We start from the raw sequence: 16,859 nt of genomic DNA, 5'->3' as shown, positions 1-16,859 counted from the left end.
ATGGACGGGCATCTCCAGCGGGCGGAACGCCCCGTACCCCTGCAGGCTTCACCCGACCACCAAGGGCATCCACCCCACGTCACGGAGCTGGTCGCCAGCCAGTTAAGGGGTGCACAGGCCGCCGTCCGGGACCTCCTGCTGGCACTCTCGGTGGGCTTCGCCCTCCCGGGGCCGCTGCCGGCAGACCTGCAGCACAAGCTCGACAGCGGAACAGTGGAAGACCTGGACGCCCTGGTGGACCGGGCGGAGGCCGCGGGCCTGCTGCGGCCGGACGGCACGGTACTCGGAACTGTCCAGCATGCCCTGCTGGCCAGCACCCCAACGGCCAAGGTGCATGCGCTCCAACGCGAACTCGTATCGGTCTTCATGTCGGCCGGACAACCGCTTGGCAGCCTGGCCCGGGAGCTGGCCCGTGGCGGCTTCGCCGACCACCGGGTGGCTGCAGAACTGGAACAGGCGGCCGATGCGGCGCTGGAGGGTGACCCGCGGCTTGCATTCCAGCTCTACGAGGAGGCGCTCCTGGCCGGCGCCGATCCGCTGGCAACGGCGGCAAGGCGCGCCCAGGCCGCAGCCGGCGACGGGGAGCTTGATGCCGCGGCACGGATCATCGACGCCCTCCTGGTCAGCCCGGACCCCCCGGATGTGCGGCGCGGGGCAGACGTGGCAGCCTCTGTTTGGGCCCAACGCGGGATGCTCGCCCGGGCGGCGGACGTCTACAGCTGGCTGGGCGCTGCCCGGGTGGGGCCCTCCGCACCGCTCGCAGCGGTGGCCATGATCGGAGCCGGTGACAGATCCGGTGCGGAGTCGATCTTCCAGCCGGACGCCCCTGCGGCCTCGCCAACGCTCCTGGCAGCCGCGCTGGTCCAGACCGGCCAGGGCATCATCGCATCGCTGGGGGACAAACCGCACCAGGGAATATCCCTGCTGATCCACGCCTCGGACATGCTGAACTCTGCGCGCATCGCACTTCCGCTGCCTGAAACGCCGGCAGCCCTCGCAGCCCTGCTGGCCCTTCACAGTGGTGACCCCCACCTCGCGGAGACTGTCTGCCGGTCGGCGGCGGCAGCGGGGCAGGGGGGAAATTCCGCCCAGCCCCGGCTCCTGCTGCTCCAGGGCTGGGCCGCCATGATGCAGGACAAACCCGAGGAGGCCAGGCTCGCCGCCACTGAAGCCGCCAAAGCCAACCCGTGGCCCCTGGTCCCGCGCGACGAGTTCATGTGTGCGGCTCTGGAAGTAGGACTGGCCCGCCGCAACGGTGACGTACCCGAACTGCTCCGGGCGTGGGAACGGGCACGCGAGGCCATGCTCCACACGTCCGTAGACCTGTACAGCCTGCTGCCGTGGGGGGAACTGCTCATCGCGGCCGCCCGGCTCCGCGAAACACCCCGTGTGGCGCAGTACCTGGACGAGGCGTGGAAATTGCTGGGCCAGCTGGACGACCCCGCCCTGTGGGCCGTGCCGCTGCACTGGGCCGCGGTCCAGGCAGCGCTGCTGAACGAGAGTCCCGCCGATCTTGCCCCGCACGCCACGGCGCTGGCCCGGGCGTCCGCCCACAGCCAGCTAGCCGCGGTCCTGGCCACGGCAGGCAAAGCCTGGGTGTCCGTACTGGCCGGGCGGTTCCGTCCGGCTGATGTGGAGGGCGCTGCACGGCTGCTGGGTGCCGTGGGAATGCCCTGGGAAGGGGCGAGGCTCGCCGGGCACGCGGCCGCACGTGCCGATGAACGACGCGACATGATGCGCCTGCTGGCCTGTGCCAGGGACCTGCACCCACAGGGCCCTCCTGCCGGTGCTGCCTCCCGTGCCGCGGACCTGCGGCCGGGAGCGGCGGAGACTGCGGGCAGCCGGGCCCAATCGGATGCGTCGGGACTGAGCGAACGGGAGAAGGAGGTGGCCAGGCTGGTGCTGGAAGGCAAGACCTACCGGGAAATTGGTGAGGCGATCTATATTTCGCCCCGGACCGCGGAGCACCATATTGCCCGCATCCGGCGCCGCCTGGGCGCTGAGAACCGCTCCGACCTCTTGACCAGGCTGCGCCTGGCGCTGGGTGTGGACAACCAGCAGCCACTGAATCCGCAACAGGAGTGACCCCTAGTACCCCTACCGCCGGAGGCCTCCGGGCCCCGGAGCCGAACCTGCGGGCAGGGGGGACGCGCCCCGATGCCCCGTCCCGGCAAGGAACCTAGGTTTAAGCCAACCGGATCCGTTCGCCGCATGATCCAGAACTCGACGAAGATGTGAGGACCACGCACATGCCAACACTCGCCAACGACCTTGTCCAGTTCCTGATGCATCTTTTCGGCAACCGGAAGGCCATCCAGAATTTCCTGGACAACCCGGAAAAGACCCTGGCGGAACACGGCCTGGCCAACGTGTGCTCGGCTGACGTGGATGCGGCCATGCCCGTCGTCCTGGATTACGCGCCCATCAGCGTCAGTGCCCCCGCACTTGACCGGGGATACGCCAGCAGTGGCGGCAACAGCGCCTGGGCTGGACAGGTGAACGCGTCTGCCGCGCACTCCGGGAGCGCGGCCGCCGTCCATGCCGGTGGACAGGGTGCGGGGTACGGCGGCGATGACCATGCGTACGCGGTGCAGCAGCTCCATCATGTGGTGAACCACTTCTCCTACACCACGAGCACCACCATGCTCGATGACCGGGACACCGTTACGGACCAGTCGGTCCACCAGAACATCTGGGCGGACGGTGACGTGGAGCAGTGGTTCGACAATGCGGCCGCCGTCGCGACCGGGGACCGGGCCGTGGCAGCAGGCGACGACGCCAGCGTCAGGGATTCGAACAACATCAGGGATTCCTACAACACCGACAATTCCACCGACAACTCAACGGACAACTCGATCCACGCCGGCGGCAGCGTCAGCGTCGGCAACGAGGAGACGCACATCTCCGACGCCTTCAACACTGATCTCAGCCTGGATGCGGACGATTCCTTCAACGACAACTCGGACAACTCCGACCATTCCGTCAGCACCGACGTGGACCTGACGGACTCCTTCAACGACAACTCCGACAACTCCACGGAAAACACGGTGGCGGTTGACGACTCGTTCAACCAGGACAACTCCACCGCGGTTGACGACTCGTTCAACCAGGACAACTCCGCCACCACGGACGTGCAGGTGGACGATTCGTTCCAGGACAACGCCGCCACAACCATCGTCCAGGACAACCTGGTGGTGGCGGACAACCAACTCGACTTCACGGAGGACAACTCCACCCACACCGATGTGGACCTGGACAACCACGCCATTATTGACGATTCAGTGGTTGACGACTCCACCGCGCTGTAACAGGCTGGTCCCGGGAAGCAAACGCCCGCAGGAGGCATCCGCCGCCTGCGGGCTCTTCCAGTACCACCGACGGCGGGATTTTCGGCACCGTGACAGGTTTCGGCAGTGGAAGGACGCACGCTGTGGCAGAAGGAGGACTGGCCGGGCCGGTTGGGCCTGCGGCCGCCGGACAGCTGGTGAAGCTGGTGGAGGAAGGCCTGCGGCTGGTGGGCGGCGGGGACCGCGCGGACCTGCGCCGGCGGCTGGAGCAAGCCATGGCCCGGCTGAAGGACCCCAGCGTCAGGGTCATCGTGGTGGGGGAGTTCAAACAAGGCAAGAGCAAGCTCATCAATGCCCTGGTGAACGCGCCCGTATGCCCGGTGGATGACGATATTGCCACCGCACTCCCAACCATCGTCCGCTACGGCGAACCGGCTTCGGCCGCCGTCCTGGTTCCCGCGGACAGTCCGTCCGGGACGGAAGCGGCCGACGGCAGGGACGGCAGCGTGGAGCGCAGGCCGGTGGATCTCTCGGAACTGCCCGCGCTCGTGTCGGAGCAGGGCAATCCTGGCAACAGCCGGAAGCTCGCGGCTGCCGAAGTCTGCCTGCCCCGCCGGATCCTTACCGGCGGGCTCACCATCATCGATTCTCCGGGCGTGGGCGGCATGGGCTCCACGCACACGCTGACCACCCTCACCGCCCTTCCCACAGCCGACGCCCTGCTGATGGTCTCGGATGCCTCCCAGGAATACACGGAACCGGAGCTGCGGTTCCTGCGGCAGGCCATGCGTATCACCCCCAGCGTCGCCGCCGTCCTGTCCAAAACCGATCTCTACCCGGACTGGCGGCGGGTGGAGGAGCTGGACAGGGAGCACCTGGACCAGGTCGCCCCGGGTATTCCGCTCTTTCCGCTCTCCGCAGACCTGCGCCTCGAGGCCTCGCGATTGCAGGACAGCGAACTCAATGCCGAATCGGGTTTCCCGGACCTCGTCACCCACCTCCGCAACGACGTCGTCGGCAAGGCGGAGCGCATCCAGCGCCACTCCGTCAGCCAGGACCTGCTGTCCGTCACCGAAAATCTCCGGCTGTCGCTGCAGTCCGAGCTTGGGGCACTGGAGAACCCGGAGGGCAAGCCTGAAATGCTGGCCGCCCTGGAACAGGCCAAGACCGAGGCAGATGAGTTGAGGAAGCGTTCAGCGCGTTGGCAGCTGACCCTCAGCGACGGCATCAACGACCTCATCGCGGACATGGAGTACGACCTTCGGGACCGGCTGCGCCACATCCAAAAGGAAGCCGAAAATGCCATCGACCAGGGCGATCCCGGACCCGTCTGGGCCGAATTCTCCCAATGGCTCGAGGAATGCGTGGCCGACGCGGTCTCGGACACCTTTGTCTGGACCAGTGAGCGGGCGCAATGGCTTGCCGGGCAGGTGGCGGCACACTTCGCCGCTGACGAGGTGTCGCTGCCCGTCCTGCATGTGGCCGATTCCGGTGATGCCCTGGACCCGGTGGACGGAATGGCGGACCTGGACCCGGGGCGCGTGAATCCTGTCCAGAAGGTCCTGATCGGGATGCGCGGTTCGTACGGCGGAGTCCTGATGTTTGGCCTCCTGACGGGCATTTTCGGAATGGCCCTGATCAATCCGCTGTCGGTGGGTGCCGGACTCCTGCTTGGCCGCAAGGCGTACCGGGACGACCAGGAAAACCGGTTGAAGCGCCGCCAGGCCGAAGCGAAGGCCCTGGTGCGGCGGCAGCTCGACGATGTGACGTTCCAGGTGGGAAAGCAGCTGAAGGACCGGCTGCGCCTGGTCCAGCGGACCATCCGGGACCACTTCACCGATATCGCGGATGAATACCACCGCTCGCTGTCCGATTCTGTTGCCGCCGCCCAGAAGTCGGCCAACTCGTATGCACAGGAAAGGGAAGGGCGCGTACGGGAGATCAGGGCCCGGCTCACCAAGGTGGATGCGCTGCACCGGGCAGCAGAGGCTGTATCGGCGGAGGTCGCCGCGGCCGGGACCCCCAGGGCGGCGGGGGTCCCATGACGGTACCCACCACGGCGGGCGCGGCGGCCCTCCTCCGCGAAGCGCTGGAGGTCTATGGCGATGACGCCCAGGCCGCCGAGGCGCTCCGGGGGTACGCGCAGCGCCTCGCGGAGCCGCTGCGGGTAGCGGTGGGCGGCATGGTGAAGGCGGGAAAGTCCACGCTCCTGAATGCAATTATCGGGGAGGAAATTGCTCCCACGGACACTGGCGAATGCACCAGGATCGTCACCTGGTACCGCCACGGCCATACCCCCCGGATCACCCTGCACGCCACGGACGGGGGATCGCGGGCCCTGCCGTTGAGGCGGGCGGACGGCCGCCTGGCCTTCGCCCTCGACGGTGTGCCTGCGGAGCGTGTGGAAAGGCTCGACGTCGAATGGCCGTCGCCTGCGCTGCAGGCGGTAACCCTGATCGACACCCCCGGAATCGCGTCCCTGTCCCAGGACGTGTCAGCGCGGTCTCTGCGGTTCCTGGCACCGGAGGACTCGCCGTCGGAGGCCGATGCCGTCATCTACCTGATGCGGCACCTGCACGCCTCGGACGTCCATTTCCTTGAGTCGTTCCGGGACACCGGCGCCGGCCGCTCCGGCACGGTCAACGCCATTGCGGTGCTGTCCCGTGCCGACGAGGTGGGGGCCGGACGCATCGACTCGCTGATTTCGGCGGCCACCATCGCCGAACGCTACAGCCGGGACCCCAACCTTCGGAAGCTGGCCCTTGACGTGCTTCCGGTGGCGGGCCTGCTGGCCCAGAGCGCCCGTACCCTGCGCCAGCCCGATTTCGAATCCCTCCAGGCACTGGCAGCGCTGGACCGGAGCGACCGCGAGCGGATGATGCTTTCGGCGGACAGGTTCCGCCGGTCCGCGGTGCCGGAAGGGCTGACGGAAGCAGCAAGGGCCTCCCTGCTGGAACGCTTTGGGCTTTTTGGCATCCGGCTTGCCATGGTCCTGATCCGTAACGGGTTCACCGAACCCACGCCGCTGGCCCACGAACTGGTGCGCCGCAGCGGCCTGGACCCGCTGCTGGAACTGCTGGCCCGCCAGTTCCAGTCAAGGGCGGGGGTGTTGAAGGCCAGGACCGCCCTGGTGGCGGTGGCAGACCTCCTGCACAGCAGCCCCCGCCCGGGCACCGAACACCTTGCGGCGTCCCTGGAACGGCTTGAGGCCGGCGACCACGAATTCCGCGAGCTCAGGCTGCTGGCTGCGCTCCGGGCTGCCCGGGTGGAGCTGGCCCCGGAACTCGCGGCGGAGGCTGAACGGCTGGTGGGCGGCCGCGGCACGCCGGCCTGGCTGCGGCTGGGCCTTGCCCCGGATGCCGCTCCCGGTCTGCTGGTTGCAGAAGCCCGGCGCTGCCTCACGCGCTGGCGCAGGATCGCCGAGAACCCGCTGACGGCGCGGTCCGCAGCCGAAGCGTGCCGGGTGGTGATCCGCAGCTGCGAGGGCGTACTGGCCGAGTGCGCGGGACAGGACCGGCAAGCGCAGCCAGCCTAGCGCTTCAACCACGCTCCGGCGGAAGGCAGGAACAGGAGTACCAGTCCGGCGAAAGCCAGGGCCACGCCGGCAGCCCACAGCATCACGACGTAGCTTCCCGCGGCACCACCGGGGACCAGGAACGCTGAGGCCAGCAGCAGGAGGAGGACATGGGTGGCGAGGAGGGGAACCAGGGTCCAGCGGGCCCATATCCGGCGGCCCATCAGCATCGATAGGACGGCCGCCTCCAGCAGGGTGACCAGCAGCAGGGCCGCGATGCTGCCCCAAAAAACGATCTCCGCCGCGGTGCCCACCGAGCCGGCGTCACTGCCCGCTGCCATGCCCGCCACCACGCCGCGGAGCCGCTGCAGGTTGGAGTCGCGGGCAACGTAGGAACCGAGCAGGACAGCCGATCCGGCGATGAAGCTGAGGATCCAGAGGGTGCGGGAGGTGCGGACGGGCCATGGCGGCGGAGGAGTGACCGGGATGGGCGGGGGCGCGGAGTAGGAGAACCCGGGTCTCGGAGGGGGAGCAGGCAGATGCTGCTCCTCACCGCCGGGTTGGGACGCCACGGGACCTATTTCAGTCCGTCGGTGTCATGTTCGTCGGTGCCCCGCCGGCCCTTCCCGTCTTCCTCCTTGGCCTTGGCCTCGAGGTCGTCCCGGAGCTTCTTCAGGCGGTCGGCCTCGGCCTGGTTGCGGCGCCGGGCCTCAAGGTTGCGCAGGAAGTCCGGATCGTCGTCGGGCGCGGTGGGGTGCGGATAGCTGGGCCGGGGCTGGGCTGTGCCGCGGGGCCGGCCGATCAGCAGCCACAGGATGGCGCCGAGGACGGGCAGCACGATCTGGACGACAATCCAGGCAGGTTTGGAGATGCCCCTGGTCAGGCGGCCTTCGGTGCGGATCACGTCCACCAGGCCATACACAAAGATGACGAGGACTGCCACGGCCAATGCCACACGGAAGAGCATGCCATTAAGTCTATCGTCAGGACGGGCAGGGGCCCCCGGCGGAGGCGGCTAAACTTGAATAGTGGCCTTTTTGAAATATTCCCTGATCCGGCTGGCAATCTTCGTGCCCCTGTTCGTCCTCTTTGCGCTCCTGCAGGTGGGGGTTCTGATGTCCGTGATCTGCGCCGCGCTCATCGCCTTCGCCATCAGCTACCTGTTCTTCCAGAAGCAGCGGGACGCTGCCGCCGCAGCCCTGCAGCACCGGTTCTCCGGCAAGGCTAAGCCCCTGCGCTCTGCCGGCGAGGTCCAGGACGCCACCGCCGAGGACGCCCTGCTGGACGCCAACCCGGACATCACCATCAACAACGCCAAGGGCAGCAGCAACAAGAACAGCTAGAGCCCGTGGCTCAGGATCAGCCCCAGTGAGAACAGCACGCTGTAGCCAAGGTTGATCAGGCCGGTCTGCTTCAGGACCGGGATCAGGCTCTTCCGCTTGCGGCCGTTGATCATCAGCCAGGCAGGCATCAGGCAGGCCGGGATGAGCAGCAGCACGATCAGGATCCAGGGCCGGCCCGGCGCCAGGATCACCACCAGCAGAATGGCGACGGCAAGCATCAGGACGTAGCTTTCGCGCGCGTGCTTGTCGCCCAGCCGCACCGCAAGGGTCTTCTTGCCGGCCTGCATGTCGGTGGGAATGTCCCGGACGTTGTTGGCCATGAGCAGTGCGGTGGCGATCAGGCCGGTACCGATGGCGCCGATGACGGCCGACAGGCTGATGTGCCCGGCCTGGGTGTAGGTGGTGCCCAGGGTGGCCACCAGGCCGAAGAAGACGAAGACAAAGAGGTCGCCCAGGCCCATGTAGCCATAGGGGTTCTTGCCGCCGGTGTAGCCCCACGCGGCCATGACACAGCCGAGCCCCACCAGGATCAGCCACCACGCCTGGGTGAGGAACACCAGGACCAGGCCAAACACCATGGCGAGGGCGAAGGTGCCGAACGCGGCCCACTTCACCTGTTCGGGCTTGGCGGCGCCGGAGCCCACCAGCCGCAGCGGGCCCACACGGTCATCATCGGTGCCGCGGATGCCGTCGGAGTAGTCGTTGGCGAAGTTGACGCCGACCTGGAGCAGGAGCGCCACCAGCGCCGCGAGGATGGCGTTGGGCAGGATGAACGAGTCCATCTCGTAGGCGGCGGCGGTGCCGATCAGCACGGGCGCGATCGCTGCCGGGAGCGTCCGGAGTCGGGCGCCTTGGATCCATTGGGCGGCTGTGGCCACGGTTAGTACCTCGTGTTGTTTCGGTCAGACGGCAGGACGGGACGTACCCACCCGCCTCGGTGGTGCAGGTCCAACTCTACTTTCCCCGGTGCAGGGCGCTGAGTTCGGCAGTCATGGCGAGCCGGTCCGGTTTTCCGTTGGGCAGCATCCGCAGGGCAGGTGCGGTGACGACGGTCTTGGGCGCGAGCACCCCCAGTTGCTGCTGCCACTGGTGTTGAAGGACGGCGGCGGGGTCCCCGGCATCGTGCCGGGACGCGCCTTCGGGGGTAAGCGCCACGTACGCGGCCACCGCCTGGCCCCACTCCGCGGAAGGGACCCCGGCCACGAAAGCCGCGGCGACGTCGTCGGACTTTTCCAACTGCTCCTGCACGTGCCCGGCGGAGACTTTGACGCCGCCGGTGATGATGACGTCGTCGGCCCGTCCCAGGACCGTGAGCCGGCCGTCGTCGTCAATCGAGCCGAGATCGCTGGTGCGGTACCAGCGGACCCCGTCCTCCTCGAAGAACGTTCCGGTTTCTTCGTCCGGGGCCTCGATGTAGCCCGCCGCCACCGTGTCCCCGCCCAGCAGGATCCTGCCGTCCTCTGCCACCCGGACCGAAACGCCTTCCAGGGGGTAGCCGTCGTAGACGCAGCCGCCCGAGGTCTCCGCGGATCCGTACGTGGTGATGACCCGGACCCCGGCGTCCCGCGCTGCCGTTAGGAGTGCTTCCGGGGCCGGGGCGCCGCCCAGCAGGATGGCGTTGAAGCGGCGGAGCACTGCCAGCGTTTCCGGCGACGGATCCTCCAGGAGGCGCTGGAGCTGGGTGGGCACCAGTGACGTGAAGCGGATCTTGTCCGTCAGCTCCAGCGCCGCGGCGGTGAAGGCCTCGGGAGTGAAGCCGCCGGACATGTCCATCACCCAGGGCCGGGTCCCGGCGAACAGGGACCGCACCAGCACCTGGATGCCGGCAACGAACTGCACGGGCAGTGCCAGCAGCCACTGCCCCTCGCCCTTGAGCCGCAGCGCAGTGGCCATGGAGGAGGCCGCCAGGGATTCCACCGTCAGCAGGGTGGCCTTGGGCGTGCCGGTGGACCCGGACGTGCGCACCACGGCCACTGCGTCGTCGCAGCCGGGGGTTTCCACATGGCCCACCACCAGGGCGCCGTCCGGGCCAACGGACAGTTCGACGGCGGGACCCTCACCGTGCAGGGCGGCCGCCAGGGCTTTCAGGGCGGGTTCGATGTTGAGCGGTCCGTGCTGGACCGGGACAGGGGGAGTTTCGCTGTTCATTGCCGTCCTGCCTTAGAAGTAGTGCGGGAAGCGGGACCAGTCGGGGTCGCGTTTTTGCAGGAAGGCCTCCTTGCCCTCCACGGCCTCGTCCGTCATGTAGGCCAGGCGGGTGGCTTCGCCGGCAAAGACCTGCTGGCCAGCGAGGCCGTCGTCGGCGAGGTTGAAGGCGAACTTGAGCATGCGGATGGCCTGCGGGGATTGCCGGGCGATGTCCGCCGCGTACTCGAGGGCCACCTCCTCCAGCCGTTCGTGGTCCACGGCTTCATTGACCGCCCCCATGCGGACCATGTCCTCCGCGGAATATTCGCGGGCCAGGAAGAAGATTTCGCGGGCGGTCTTCTGCCCCACCTGCCGTGCCAGCAGCGCGGAGCCGTAGCCGGCGTCGAAACTTCCCACGGTGGCGTCGGTCTGTTTGAACTTGCCGTGCTGGCGTGACGCGATGGTGAGGTCTGAGACCACGTGCAGGGAGTGGCCGCCGCCCGCCGCCCAGCCGTTGACGACGGCGATCACCACCTTGGGCATGGTGCGCATGAGCCGCTGGACTTCCAGGATGTGGAGCCGGCCGGCCCGGGCGGGGTCGATGGTTTCCTGCGTCTCGCCGTCGGCGTAGCGGTAGCCGTCCCGGCCGCGGATGCGCTGGTCACCGCCGGAGCAGAACGAGTGGCCGCCGTCCTTGGGGGAGGGGCCGTTGCCGGTGAGCAGGACGGTGGCGACGTCCGGCGTCATCCGGGCGTGGTCCATGGCGCGGTACAGCTCATCCACGGTGCCGGGACGGAACGCATTGCGGACCTCCGGCCGGTTGAACGCAATCCGGACCGTGGGCAGGTCACGCACCCAGCCGCCGTCGGAATCCCGCTCCACCTGCCGGTGGTAGGTCATGTCCTGGAAGTCCTCGAAACCGGAGACCACCCGCCAGCGGGTGGGATCGAAGACATCGGACACCGGGGCGGGGATCTGGTTGCTCACCGTCCAAGTCTAGTAATCGGCGTCAGCTGATGCAGAACTCGTTGCCCTCGGGGTCCGCCATGGTGTGCCAGGAATGCGGGCCCTGCCGCGCCGTCCAGAGGAACGTGGCGCCGCGGGCTTCCAGTTCGTTCCGGACCTCGTCCTTGTCCCGGCCGTCCAGCCGGACGTCCCAGTGCACCCGGTTCTTCACGGTTTTCCCTTCGGGCGCCGTCTGGAACAGGATGCGCCGCTCCGGGTCCTTCGATTCGATCTCCTCCGCCGGCCGGATGGCAGCCCCGTCCTTCCAGACCAGGTGCCCGCGGTGGGTCATGGTCTGGTCTTCGCCGGCGAAGCCCTGCTCGATCATGGACCGGATGAAGTCCCCGTCCTGCGGTTCCACTTCCCACTGCAGGGTTTCCGCCACCAATCGGCAAGCTCATGCGGACGTACTGAATCGACAACCACCTGGATTTTCAGTGCCATCCGTCCACCGTACGGCCGCCGGGAGCGCTGCGGAAGGAGCGCGCTGAAGGTGTGCGAAAGTTCTATGGCGGTGAAAAGTATTCTTGACTTTATGTCATGACATAGGTCACAGTTTTCTGCGGAAAGGGTTTTCCCTCCAAACCGCGAGAGACAGGACAGAGCATTGTCAGAGAAGACAAGAATCTCCAGCATCAGTCGCCGCCAGTTCGGCCTGACGGCCTTCGGACTGTCAGCCTTGGCCGCCGGCCTCACGGCCTGTGGCGGGGGAGGAGGGGGTTCCTCGGACGGTGCGGCCAAGACCCTGCAGCTTATCCTGTCCGGCGACACCAACCAGGGCGGCGCCTTTGCTGCCGCGGCCAAGAAGTACAAGGAAGCCACCGGCGTCACCATCGAGGTGGTGGACGTTCCCACGGCCGACATCACCACGAAGCTCAAGAACGCGGCCACGGCAAACGACCTCCCGGCCCTGGCCCGCGTCACCGGGCTGGACCCGCTTTGGGCGAACCAGCTCCAGGACCTGTCAGACATTGCCAAGTCCCACGGGATCGACGAAAAGTACCTTCAGGAATCCCCGGACGGCATCATTCCTGCCATCCCCTCCGACCTCACCGCGGTGGGCCTGTTCGTGAACAAGAGCCTGTTCGACAAGGCCGGCGTCACATATCCGGCCGACATCGGGAATACCTGGACGTGGGACGAGTTCATCACGGCCGTCAACCAGGTCCGCGAGAAGGCCGGCGCCAAGTACGGCGTGGTCATGGACCGTTCCGGGCACCGCCTGCGCGCCATGATGTACGAGTTCGGCAGCACCGCCTTCGCCAAGGAAAACGGCAAGTACACCGGGGATGCCAAGGCCGTGGAGACGCTGGAGTACTTCCGGAAGATCAACGACGACCAGACCATGCCCAAGTCCGTCTGGCTCAGCGGCGAGGACGGGAATGCCATGTTCAAGAGCGGCCAGGTTGCGGCTTACTACTCCGGAAGCTGGCAGGTTGCCGATTTCAACAAGAACATCAAGGACTTCGAATGGCTGTCGGTCCCGCTGCCGAAGAAGGAAGTGAACGCCACCAACCTGGGCGGCGGCTTCATGGTGGCCTTCAAGGACACCGGGGCGGACGAGGAAGCGAAGAAGTTCATCGACTGGTTCTATGAGGACGCCAACTACATCGAGTTCGCGCAGCTTGGCGGCTACCTGCCGGCCAAGGACCTCAAGGTGGAGTACCAGTTCCAGCAGCCATCATTCGAGCTCTACCAGAAGCAGATTGCCGGGAACCAGGCCAAGGGCGACAACGCCATCAAGCGCGTCGTGGCCGAGGCCTACGCCGAAACCCCGTTCTCGGGTGACCCGCTGCGCGAGGAGACCGTCAAGATGCTCTCCGGAAGCCAGGACGCCAAGACCACGGTGGATAACATCGTGAAGCTCTACAACGGAGCCTGATCCCGTGGCGCAACCAACCATCAGCACGGTGGCGGCGCCCGAAGCGCCAGCGCTGCCGCCCCGCAGCAAATCCGCACAGAAGCGCCGGAACCGCTACGTCATTGCGCCGCTGGTCCTGATCGGCGTCAACGTGGTCCTCTTCCTGGTCTTCTTCGTCTGGCCGGGGGCGCTGGGCCTGCTGTACTCCTTCACCGACTACCGCGGCATCGGCAAACTGCACTTCATCGGCCTGGCCAACTTCCAGAAGCTCTTTGCCGACGCAGCCTTCTACAGCGCGCTGGGCCGGACCTTCGCATACACCGTCCTGTCGGTCCCGCTGGTATACGTCTGCTCCCTGGGCGTCGCAGCGCTGCTGGCCAGCAAGGCTGTCCGCGGCCGGACGGCAGCCAAAATGGTGATCTTCCTGCCCTGGCTGATTTCGCCGATCGTGGTCGGCGTCATTTGGAAGTGGCTGTTCGGCCAGGACTTCGGGTTCGTCAACTTCGTGATTTCCACGCTGGGCGGCAACCCCCTGCCCTGGTCAAGCGACGGCAACCTCGCCCTGGCCGTCGTCATCTTCGCCTCGGCCTGGGGCGGCACCGCCTTCAACATGCTGCTGTTCGTTGCGGCGCTGAAGAACATCCCAGAGTCCCTGCTCGAGGCAGCGGAACTGGACGGGGCCAACGCGTGGCAACGCTTCCGGCACGTCACGCTCCCGGGGATCGCGCCGACGTCGTTCATGGTCATCCTGCTCTCCACCATCCATGCCATGAAGGAATTCGCCATGATCCAGGCGCTGACCGGTGGCGGACCGGGGACGCAGAACACGCTGATCGTGCAGTACATCTACAAAACCGGGTTCGAGCAGTCAAAGGTGGGCTACGCCAGCGCTGCCTCCATGGTGCTGATGGTGGTCCTCCTGGCCATCGCCCTCATCCAGCTGCGGTTCAACCGGAAGAAGGGCTGACCCATGGCTACAGCTGCCAACCTGCCTCCCGCCGTGGCGGAGGAACCCGTCCTGGGCGCGGAGCGCGCCTCCGCAACGCCCGCCAGGCGGGCGCGCCAGCGGCCGGGCAACACGGAACTCCGTGCCAAGGCATCCATCCCGCTGACCGTCCTGATGTGGCTGATCGCCGCCCTGTACGCACTGCCCCTGCTCTGGTTCCTGTTGAGCTCATTCAAACCAGGCAGTGAGTTGTTCAGTTACCCGCTGTCGATGATTCCCCGCGAATGGACGTTCCAGGGCTTTGTGGATGCCTGGGAACGGGTGGACTTCGCCCAGTACTTCCTGAACACGGCCACGGTGTCCATCGTGACCACCGTGCTGACGGTCTTCTTCAGCGCGTGCACGGGATATGCGCTCGCCAAGTACAACAACAAGGGCACCAGGCTGTTCTTCGTCTGTATCCTCGCCACCACCATGCTCCCCACCGAGGTCATCCTGAACCCCACGTTCTCCGTGATCCGGGACCTTGGCCTGTACAACTCGCTGGCGGGCATCATTGTGCCGTCCGTGCTGACCGCCACCGGAGTATTCATGTTCCGGCAGTTCTTCCTCACGGTTCCGGACGACCTGCTGCACTCCGCCAGGATCGACGGCGCCGGCGAACTGGCCATCTTCTTCAGGATCATGCTGCCGCTCTCCAAGCCGATCCTCTTCACGCTGGCCATCTTCTCCTTCCAGTGGCGCTGGAACGACTACATCTGGCCGCTGATCGTGCTCAACGATCCCAAGTGGTACACCCTCCAGGTTGCCTTGCGGAGCATCGTGGGTGCGGAAAACATCGACTGGCCGGTCCTCCTGGGGGCTTCCGTGATTTCCCTCCTGCCCCTGGTATTGGTGTTCTTCGTCTTCCAAAAGTACGTGCTGAACGCGGATGTCAGCGCCGGCTTGAAGGACTAGGACGGTCCCGCACGGCGGGACCGGTGAAAGGCAGCAACAGTGCAGACAGCAACTGTGAACACAGCATTCCTTGACCAGGTGGCAGGGGCCGCGGACCGGCACGTGGCGGCGTTCCTTGCAACGCACGACGGCGACGTTCCGGCCTTGGCGCACCGGCCCGCCATGGCCAGGCTGCTGGACCTGGTCACGGTCTATACCCAGCCCGGCTCCGCCTTCCTGGGCGCGGAGCGCGCCGGTGCGGCGATGGCCGCGTGCCTGGACCGGCTGGAGGCGCTTCAGGGACCTACGGGCCTGTTCGACGGCACCAACCTGTGCTCCCCGCCGGACTCGGCGTTCACCCTCAATGACGTATGCCTGGCACTGCGGCTCATCCGCGGGATGGCTGTGCCGGGCCGCCTGCTGCAACGGGTGGACGTGCGGCTGGCCGGCATCGTGGCGCGGTCCGTCGACGCCATGGTGGCGGGCGGGGTGCACACCCCCAACCACCGCTGGGAGCTTTGCGCGGCCCTGGCCCAGATCAACGTGCTCCAGCCGCGGCCGGATATTCCCGCCCGGATCGCCCAGTGGCTGGCGGAAGGCATCGACCAGCTGCCGGACGGCATGTACTCGGAGCGAAGTCCGCTGTACGCCACGGCCGTCACCAACCCGTCCCTGCTGGCAATTGCGGACTGCGCCGACCATCCGGAGCTTCTGGACCACGTCCGGCGCAACCTCACCGCCTTCCTGCCCTGGTTCAATGGTGAGGGCACCGTGGAATCGCTGTTCTCCCGCCGGCAGGACCAATGGATGGCCTTTGACGCCGCCCCCTTCCTCCACTCCTACCTGCGACTGGCCGCACAGGACGCGCGGCTCGACTTTGCTGCCGCGGCCGCCTGGCTGGCCGGGCTTCCACTGCACGAACCCGCCAAGCTGTTGGCCCTCGCCAGGGTGGACCCGTGGCTGGCCGCGGCATGCCCGGCAGTACCGTCTGCCGCCGGGGAGCAGGCACTGGCCGGCGGGCAGCCACTGCCCCCGGCCTTGGCCCCGGGCGAGGCTGCATTGGAAAGTTGCGGGGTGTACCGCTTCCGTTCCGGCGGTTCGGTGGCCACGGTGTTCGGCGGCTGCGATCCCCTGGTCCCGGGAGTGGGCTCGGGCCTGGCCACCAACCCCACATTCCTCCGCTTTGGCCACGGCGCGGCGCTGCTCTCCGACGTCCGGCTGTCCAGGAGCTTCTTCGACCTGGGCCCGTTCCGCAGCCAGCGCACGGTCCGGCAGGGCAACTCGGTGGTGCTCTCGGAGGAGGTGGAGGCGAACTTCTACCAGCCCTTGCCGCCGGACAAGGTGCGGGCAGATGGGATCTACGCCCTGGAGCACGAAGGCAGGTTCAGCGCCGGCATGGAGTTCAGCGCCCGCCCCGCCGACGTGCACCGGCTGGCGACGGAAATATCAGTGCACTGCGAGGGCCCCCAGGCCCGCATCGACATCGGTTTCGAGGGCACCAGGACCGCCTTTGCCCTGGAACTTACCTTCCGGCCGGGCGGGGTGCTCGACGGCGTCGAGCCTGCGGGTGCGCCCGGCACCTTCCAGTTGGTGGCCGGTACCGGCACGTACCGGGTTGGACGCGACGTCATCGAGTTCGGACCTGGCCTGGCAGCCGATCCGGATGCCCCGGCGGGCTACAACCCTGGCGAAAGCTACCGCTACCTTGGCGGCACCAACGCCGCCTTCGGCATCAAGGTTTACGTCACGGGCTGGACGAACGGCAGCAGCCGGTTCACGTGCCGGGGGTACACGCTGCCGGCTTAAGGCCACGGCGCGGGCGGGTGCGGGACAGAACGTG

The 16,859-nt window shown here is 67.3% G+C and carries 14 protein-coding genes and 1 pseudogene; 9 read left to right on the top strand and 6 right to left on the bottom strand.

Annotated elements, in window-relative coordinates; translation table 11 throughout:
• The 4 genes from RM50_RS10345 (at position 1) to RM50_RS10330 (ending at position 6,822) form a co-directional block, all read left to right on the top strand.
• Positions 1-2,085 carry a LuxR C-terminal-related transcriptional regulator gene (locus RM50_RS10345; RefSeq protein WP_043452383.1) on the top strand — a complete coding sequence of 695 codons (2,085 nt, stop codon included), beginning with the start codon at positions 1-3 and terminating at the stop codon, positions 2,083-2,085.
• Between the two features lie 164 nt (positions 2,086-2,249).
• Entirely contained in the window at positions 2,250-3,308 is a 1,059-nt protein-coding gene (locus RM50_RS10340; RefSeq protein ID WP_043452382.1) for an IniB N-terminal domain-containing protein, read from the top strand.
• 122 nt (positions 3,309-3,430) lie between these two features.
• Positions 3,431-5,332 carry a dynamin family protein gene (locus tag RM50_RS10335; RefSeq protein WP_052260131.1) on the top strand — a complete coding sequence of 634 codons (1,902 nt, stop codon included), beginning with the start codon at positions 3,431-3,433 and terminating at the stop codon, positions 5,330-5,332.
• Positions 5,329-6,822 carry a dynamin family protein gene (locus tag RM50_RS10330; protein WP_043452381.1) on the top strand — a complete coding sequence of 498 codons (1,494 nt, stop codon included), beginning with the start codon at positions 5,329-5,331 and terminating at the stop codon, positions 6,820-6,822. Before RM50_RS10335 ends, RM50_RS10330 begins: the two co-directional genes overlap by 4 nt.
• Here RM50_RS10330 and RM50_RS10325 read toward each other — a convergent pair.
• The gene (locus RM50_RS10325; protein WP_240471938.1) at positions 6,819-7,373 is read right to left on the bottom strand and encodes a hypothetical protein; all 555 of its coding nucleotides are present in this window, start codon (positions 7,371-7,373) and stop codon (positions 6,819-6,821) included. The two genes, RM50_RS10330 and RM50_RS10325, sit on opposite strands and share 4 nt — an antisense overlap.
• Before the next feature lie 5 nt (positions 7,374-7,378).
• Positions 7,379-7,768 (bottom strand): PLD nuclease N-terminal domain-containing protein, encoded by a 390-nt coding sequence (locus RM50_RS10320; RefSeq protein ID WP_043452380.1) that lies wholly within the window; start codon positions 7,766-7,768, stop codon positions 7,379-7,381.
• Between the two features lie 61 nt (positions 7,769-7,829).
• Between RM50_RS10320 and RM50_RS10315 the strand changes: the two genes are divergently transcribed.
• Positions 7,830-8,144, top strand: a complete 315-nt coding sequence (locus RM50_RS10315) for a DUF4229 domain-containing protein (RefSeq protein ID WP_205622249.1) — start codon at positions 7,830-7,832, stop codon at positions 8,142-8,144.
• Here the strand turns inward: RM50_RS10315 and RM50_RS10310 are convergent.
• The 4 genes and pseudogenes from RM50_RS10310 to RM50_RS10295 all read right to left on the bottom strand — a co-directional run bounded on the left by RM50_RS10310 (position 8,141) and on the right by RM50_RS10295 (position 11,720).
• Positions 8,141-9,022 carry a 1,4-dihydroxy-2-naphthoate polyprenyltransferase gene (locus RM50_RS10310; protein WP_043452377.1) on the bottom strand — a complete coding sequence of 294 codons (882 nt, stop codon included), beginning with the start codon at positions 9,020-9,022 and terminating at the stop codon, positions 8,141-8,143. The genes RM50_RS10315 and RM50_RS10310 overlap by 4 nt on opposite strands.
• A gap of 76 nt (positions 9,023-9,098) precedes the next feature.
• Positions 9,099-10,292 (bottom strand): AMP-binding protein, encoded by a 1,194-nt coding sequence (locus RM50_RS10305; protein WP_052260129.1) that lies wholly within the window; start codon positions 10,290-10,292, stop codon positions 9,099-9,101.
• A gap of 12 nt (positions 10,293-10,304) precedes the next feature.
• Entirely contained in the window at positions 10,305-11,258 is a 954-nt protein-coding gene (locus RM50_RS10300) for a 1,4-dihydroxy-2-naphthoyl-CoA synthase (protein WP_043452376.1), read from the bottom strand.
• A gap of 22 nt (positions 11,259-11,280) precedes the next feature.
• A pseudogene (locus RM50_RS10295) lies at positions 11,281-11,720 on the bottom strand (VOC family protein).
• Positions 11,721-11,883: 163 nt separating this feature from the next.
• On the opposite strand from RM50_RS10295, the gene RM50_RS10290 reads away from it, so the two are divergent.
• From RM50_RS10290 to RM50_RS10275, 4 genes are read left to right on the top strand one after another with little or no spacing between them, the layout of a single operon-like run.
• The gene (locus RM50_RS10290; RefSeq protein WP_052260127.1) at positions 11,884-13,158 is read left to right on the top strand and encodes an extracellular solute-binding protein; all 1,275 of its coding nucleotides are present in this window, start codon (positions 11,884-11,886) and stop codon (positions 13,156-13,158) included.
• Positions 13,159-13,162: 4 nt separating this feature from the next.
• Entirely contained in the window at positions 13,163-14,104 is a 942-nt protein-coding gene (locus RM50_RS10285; protein WP_205622248.1) for a carbohydrate ABC transporter permease, read from the top strand.
• Between the two features lie 3 nt (positions 14,105-14,107).
• A complete protein-coding gene (locus RM50_RS10280; protein ID WP_043452375.1) occupies positions 14,108-15,040 on the top strand; it encodes a carbohydrate ABC transporter permease in 933 nt (310 codons plus the stop codon).
• Positions 15,041-15,094: 54 nt separating this feature from the next.
• On the top strand, positions 15,095-16,825 hold the full coding sequence (locus RM50_RS10275; protein ID WP_240471937.1) for a hypothetical protein: 1,731 nt from the start codon (positions 15,095-15,097) through the stop codon (positions 16,823-16,825).
• Positions 16,826-16,859 lie beyond the last annotated feature (34 nt).

Origin of the sequence: Pseudarthrobacter phenanthrenivorans, from assembly GCF_000813845.1 — a bacterium.
GTDB classification, from domain to species: Bacteria; Actinomycetota; Actinomycetes; order Actinomycetales; family Micrococcaceae; genus Arthrobacter; species Arthrobacter phenanthrenivorans_B.
The sequence above is the reverse complement of the archived record's forward strand: the minus strand, read 5'-3'. Positions and strand labels throughout refer to the sequence as shown.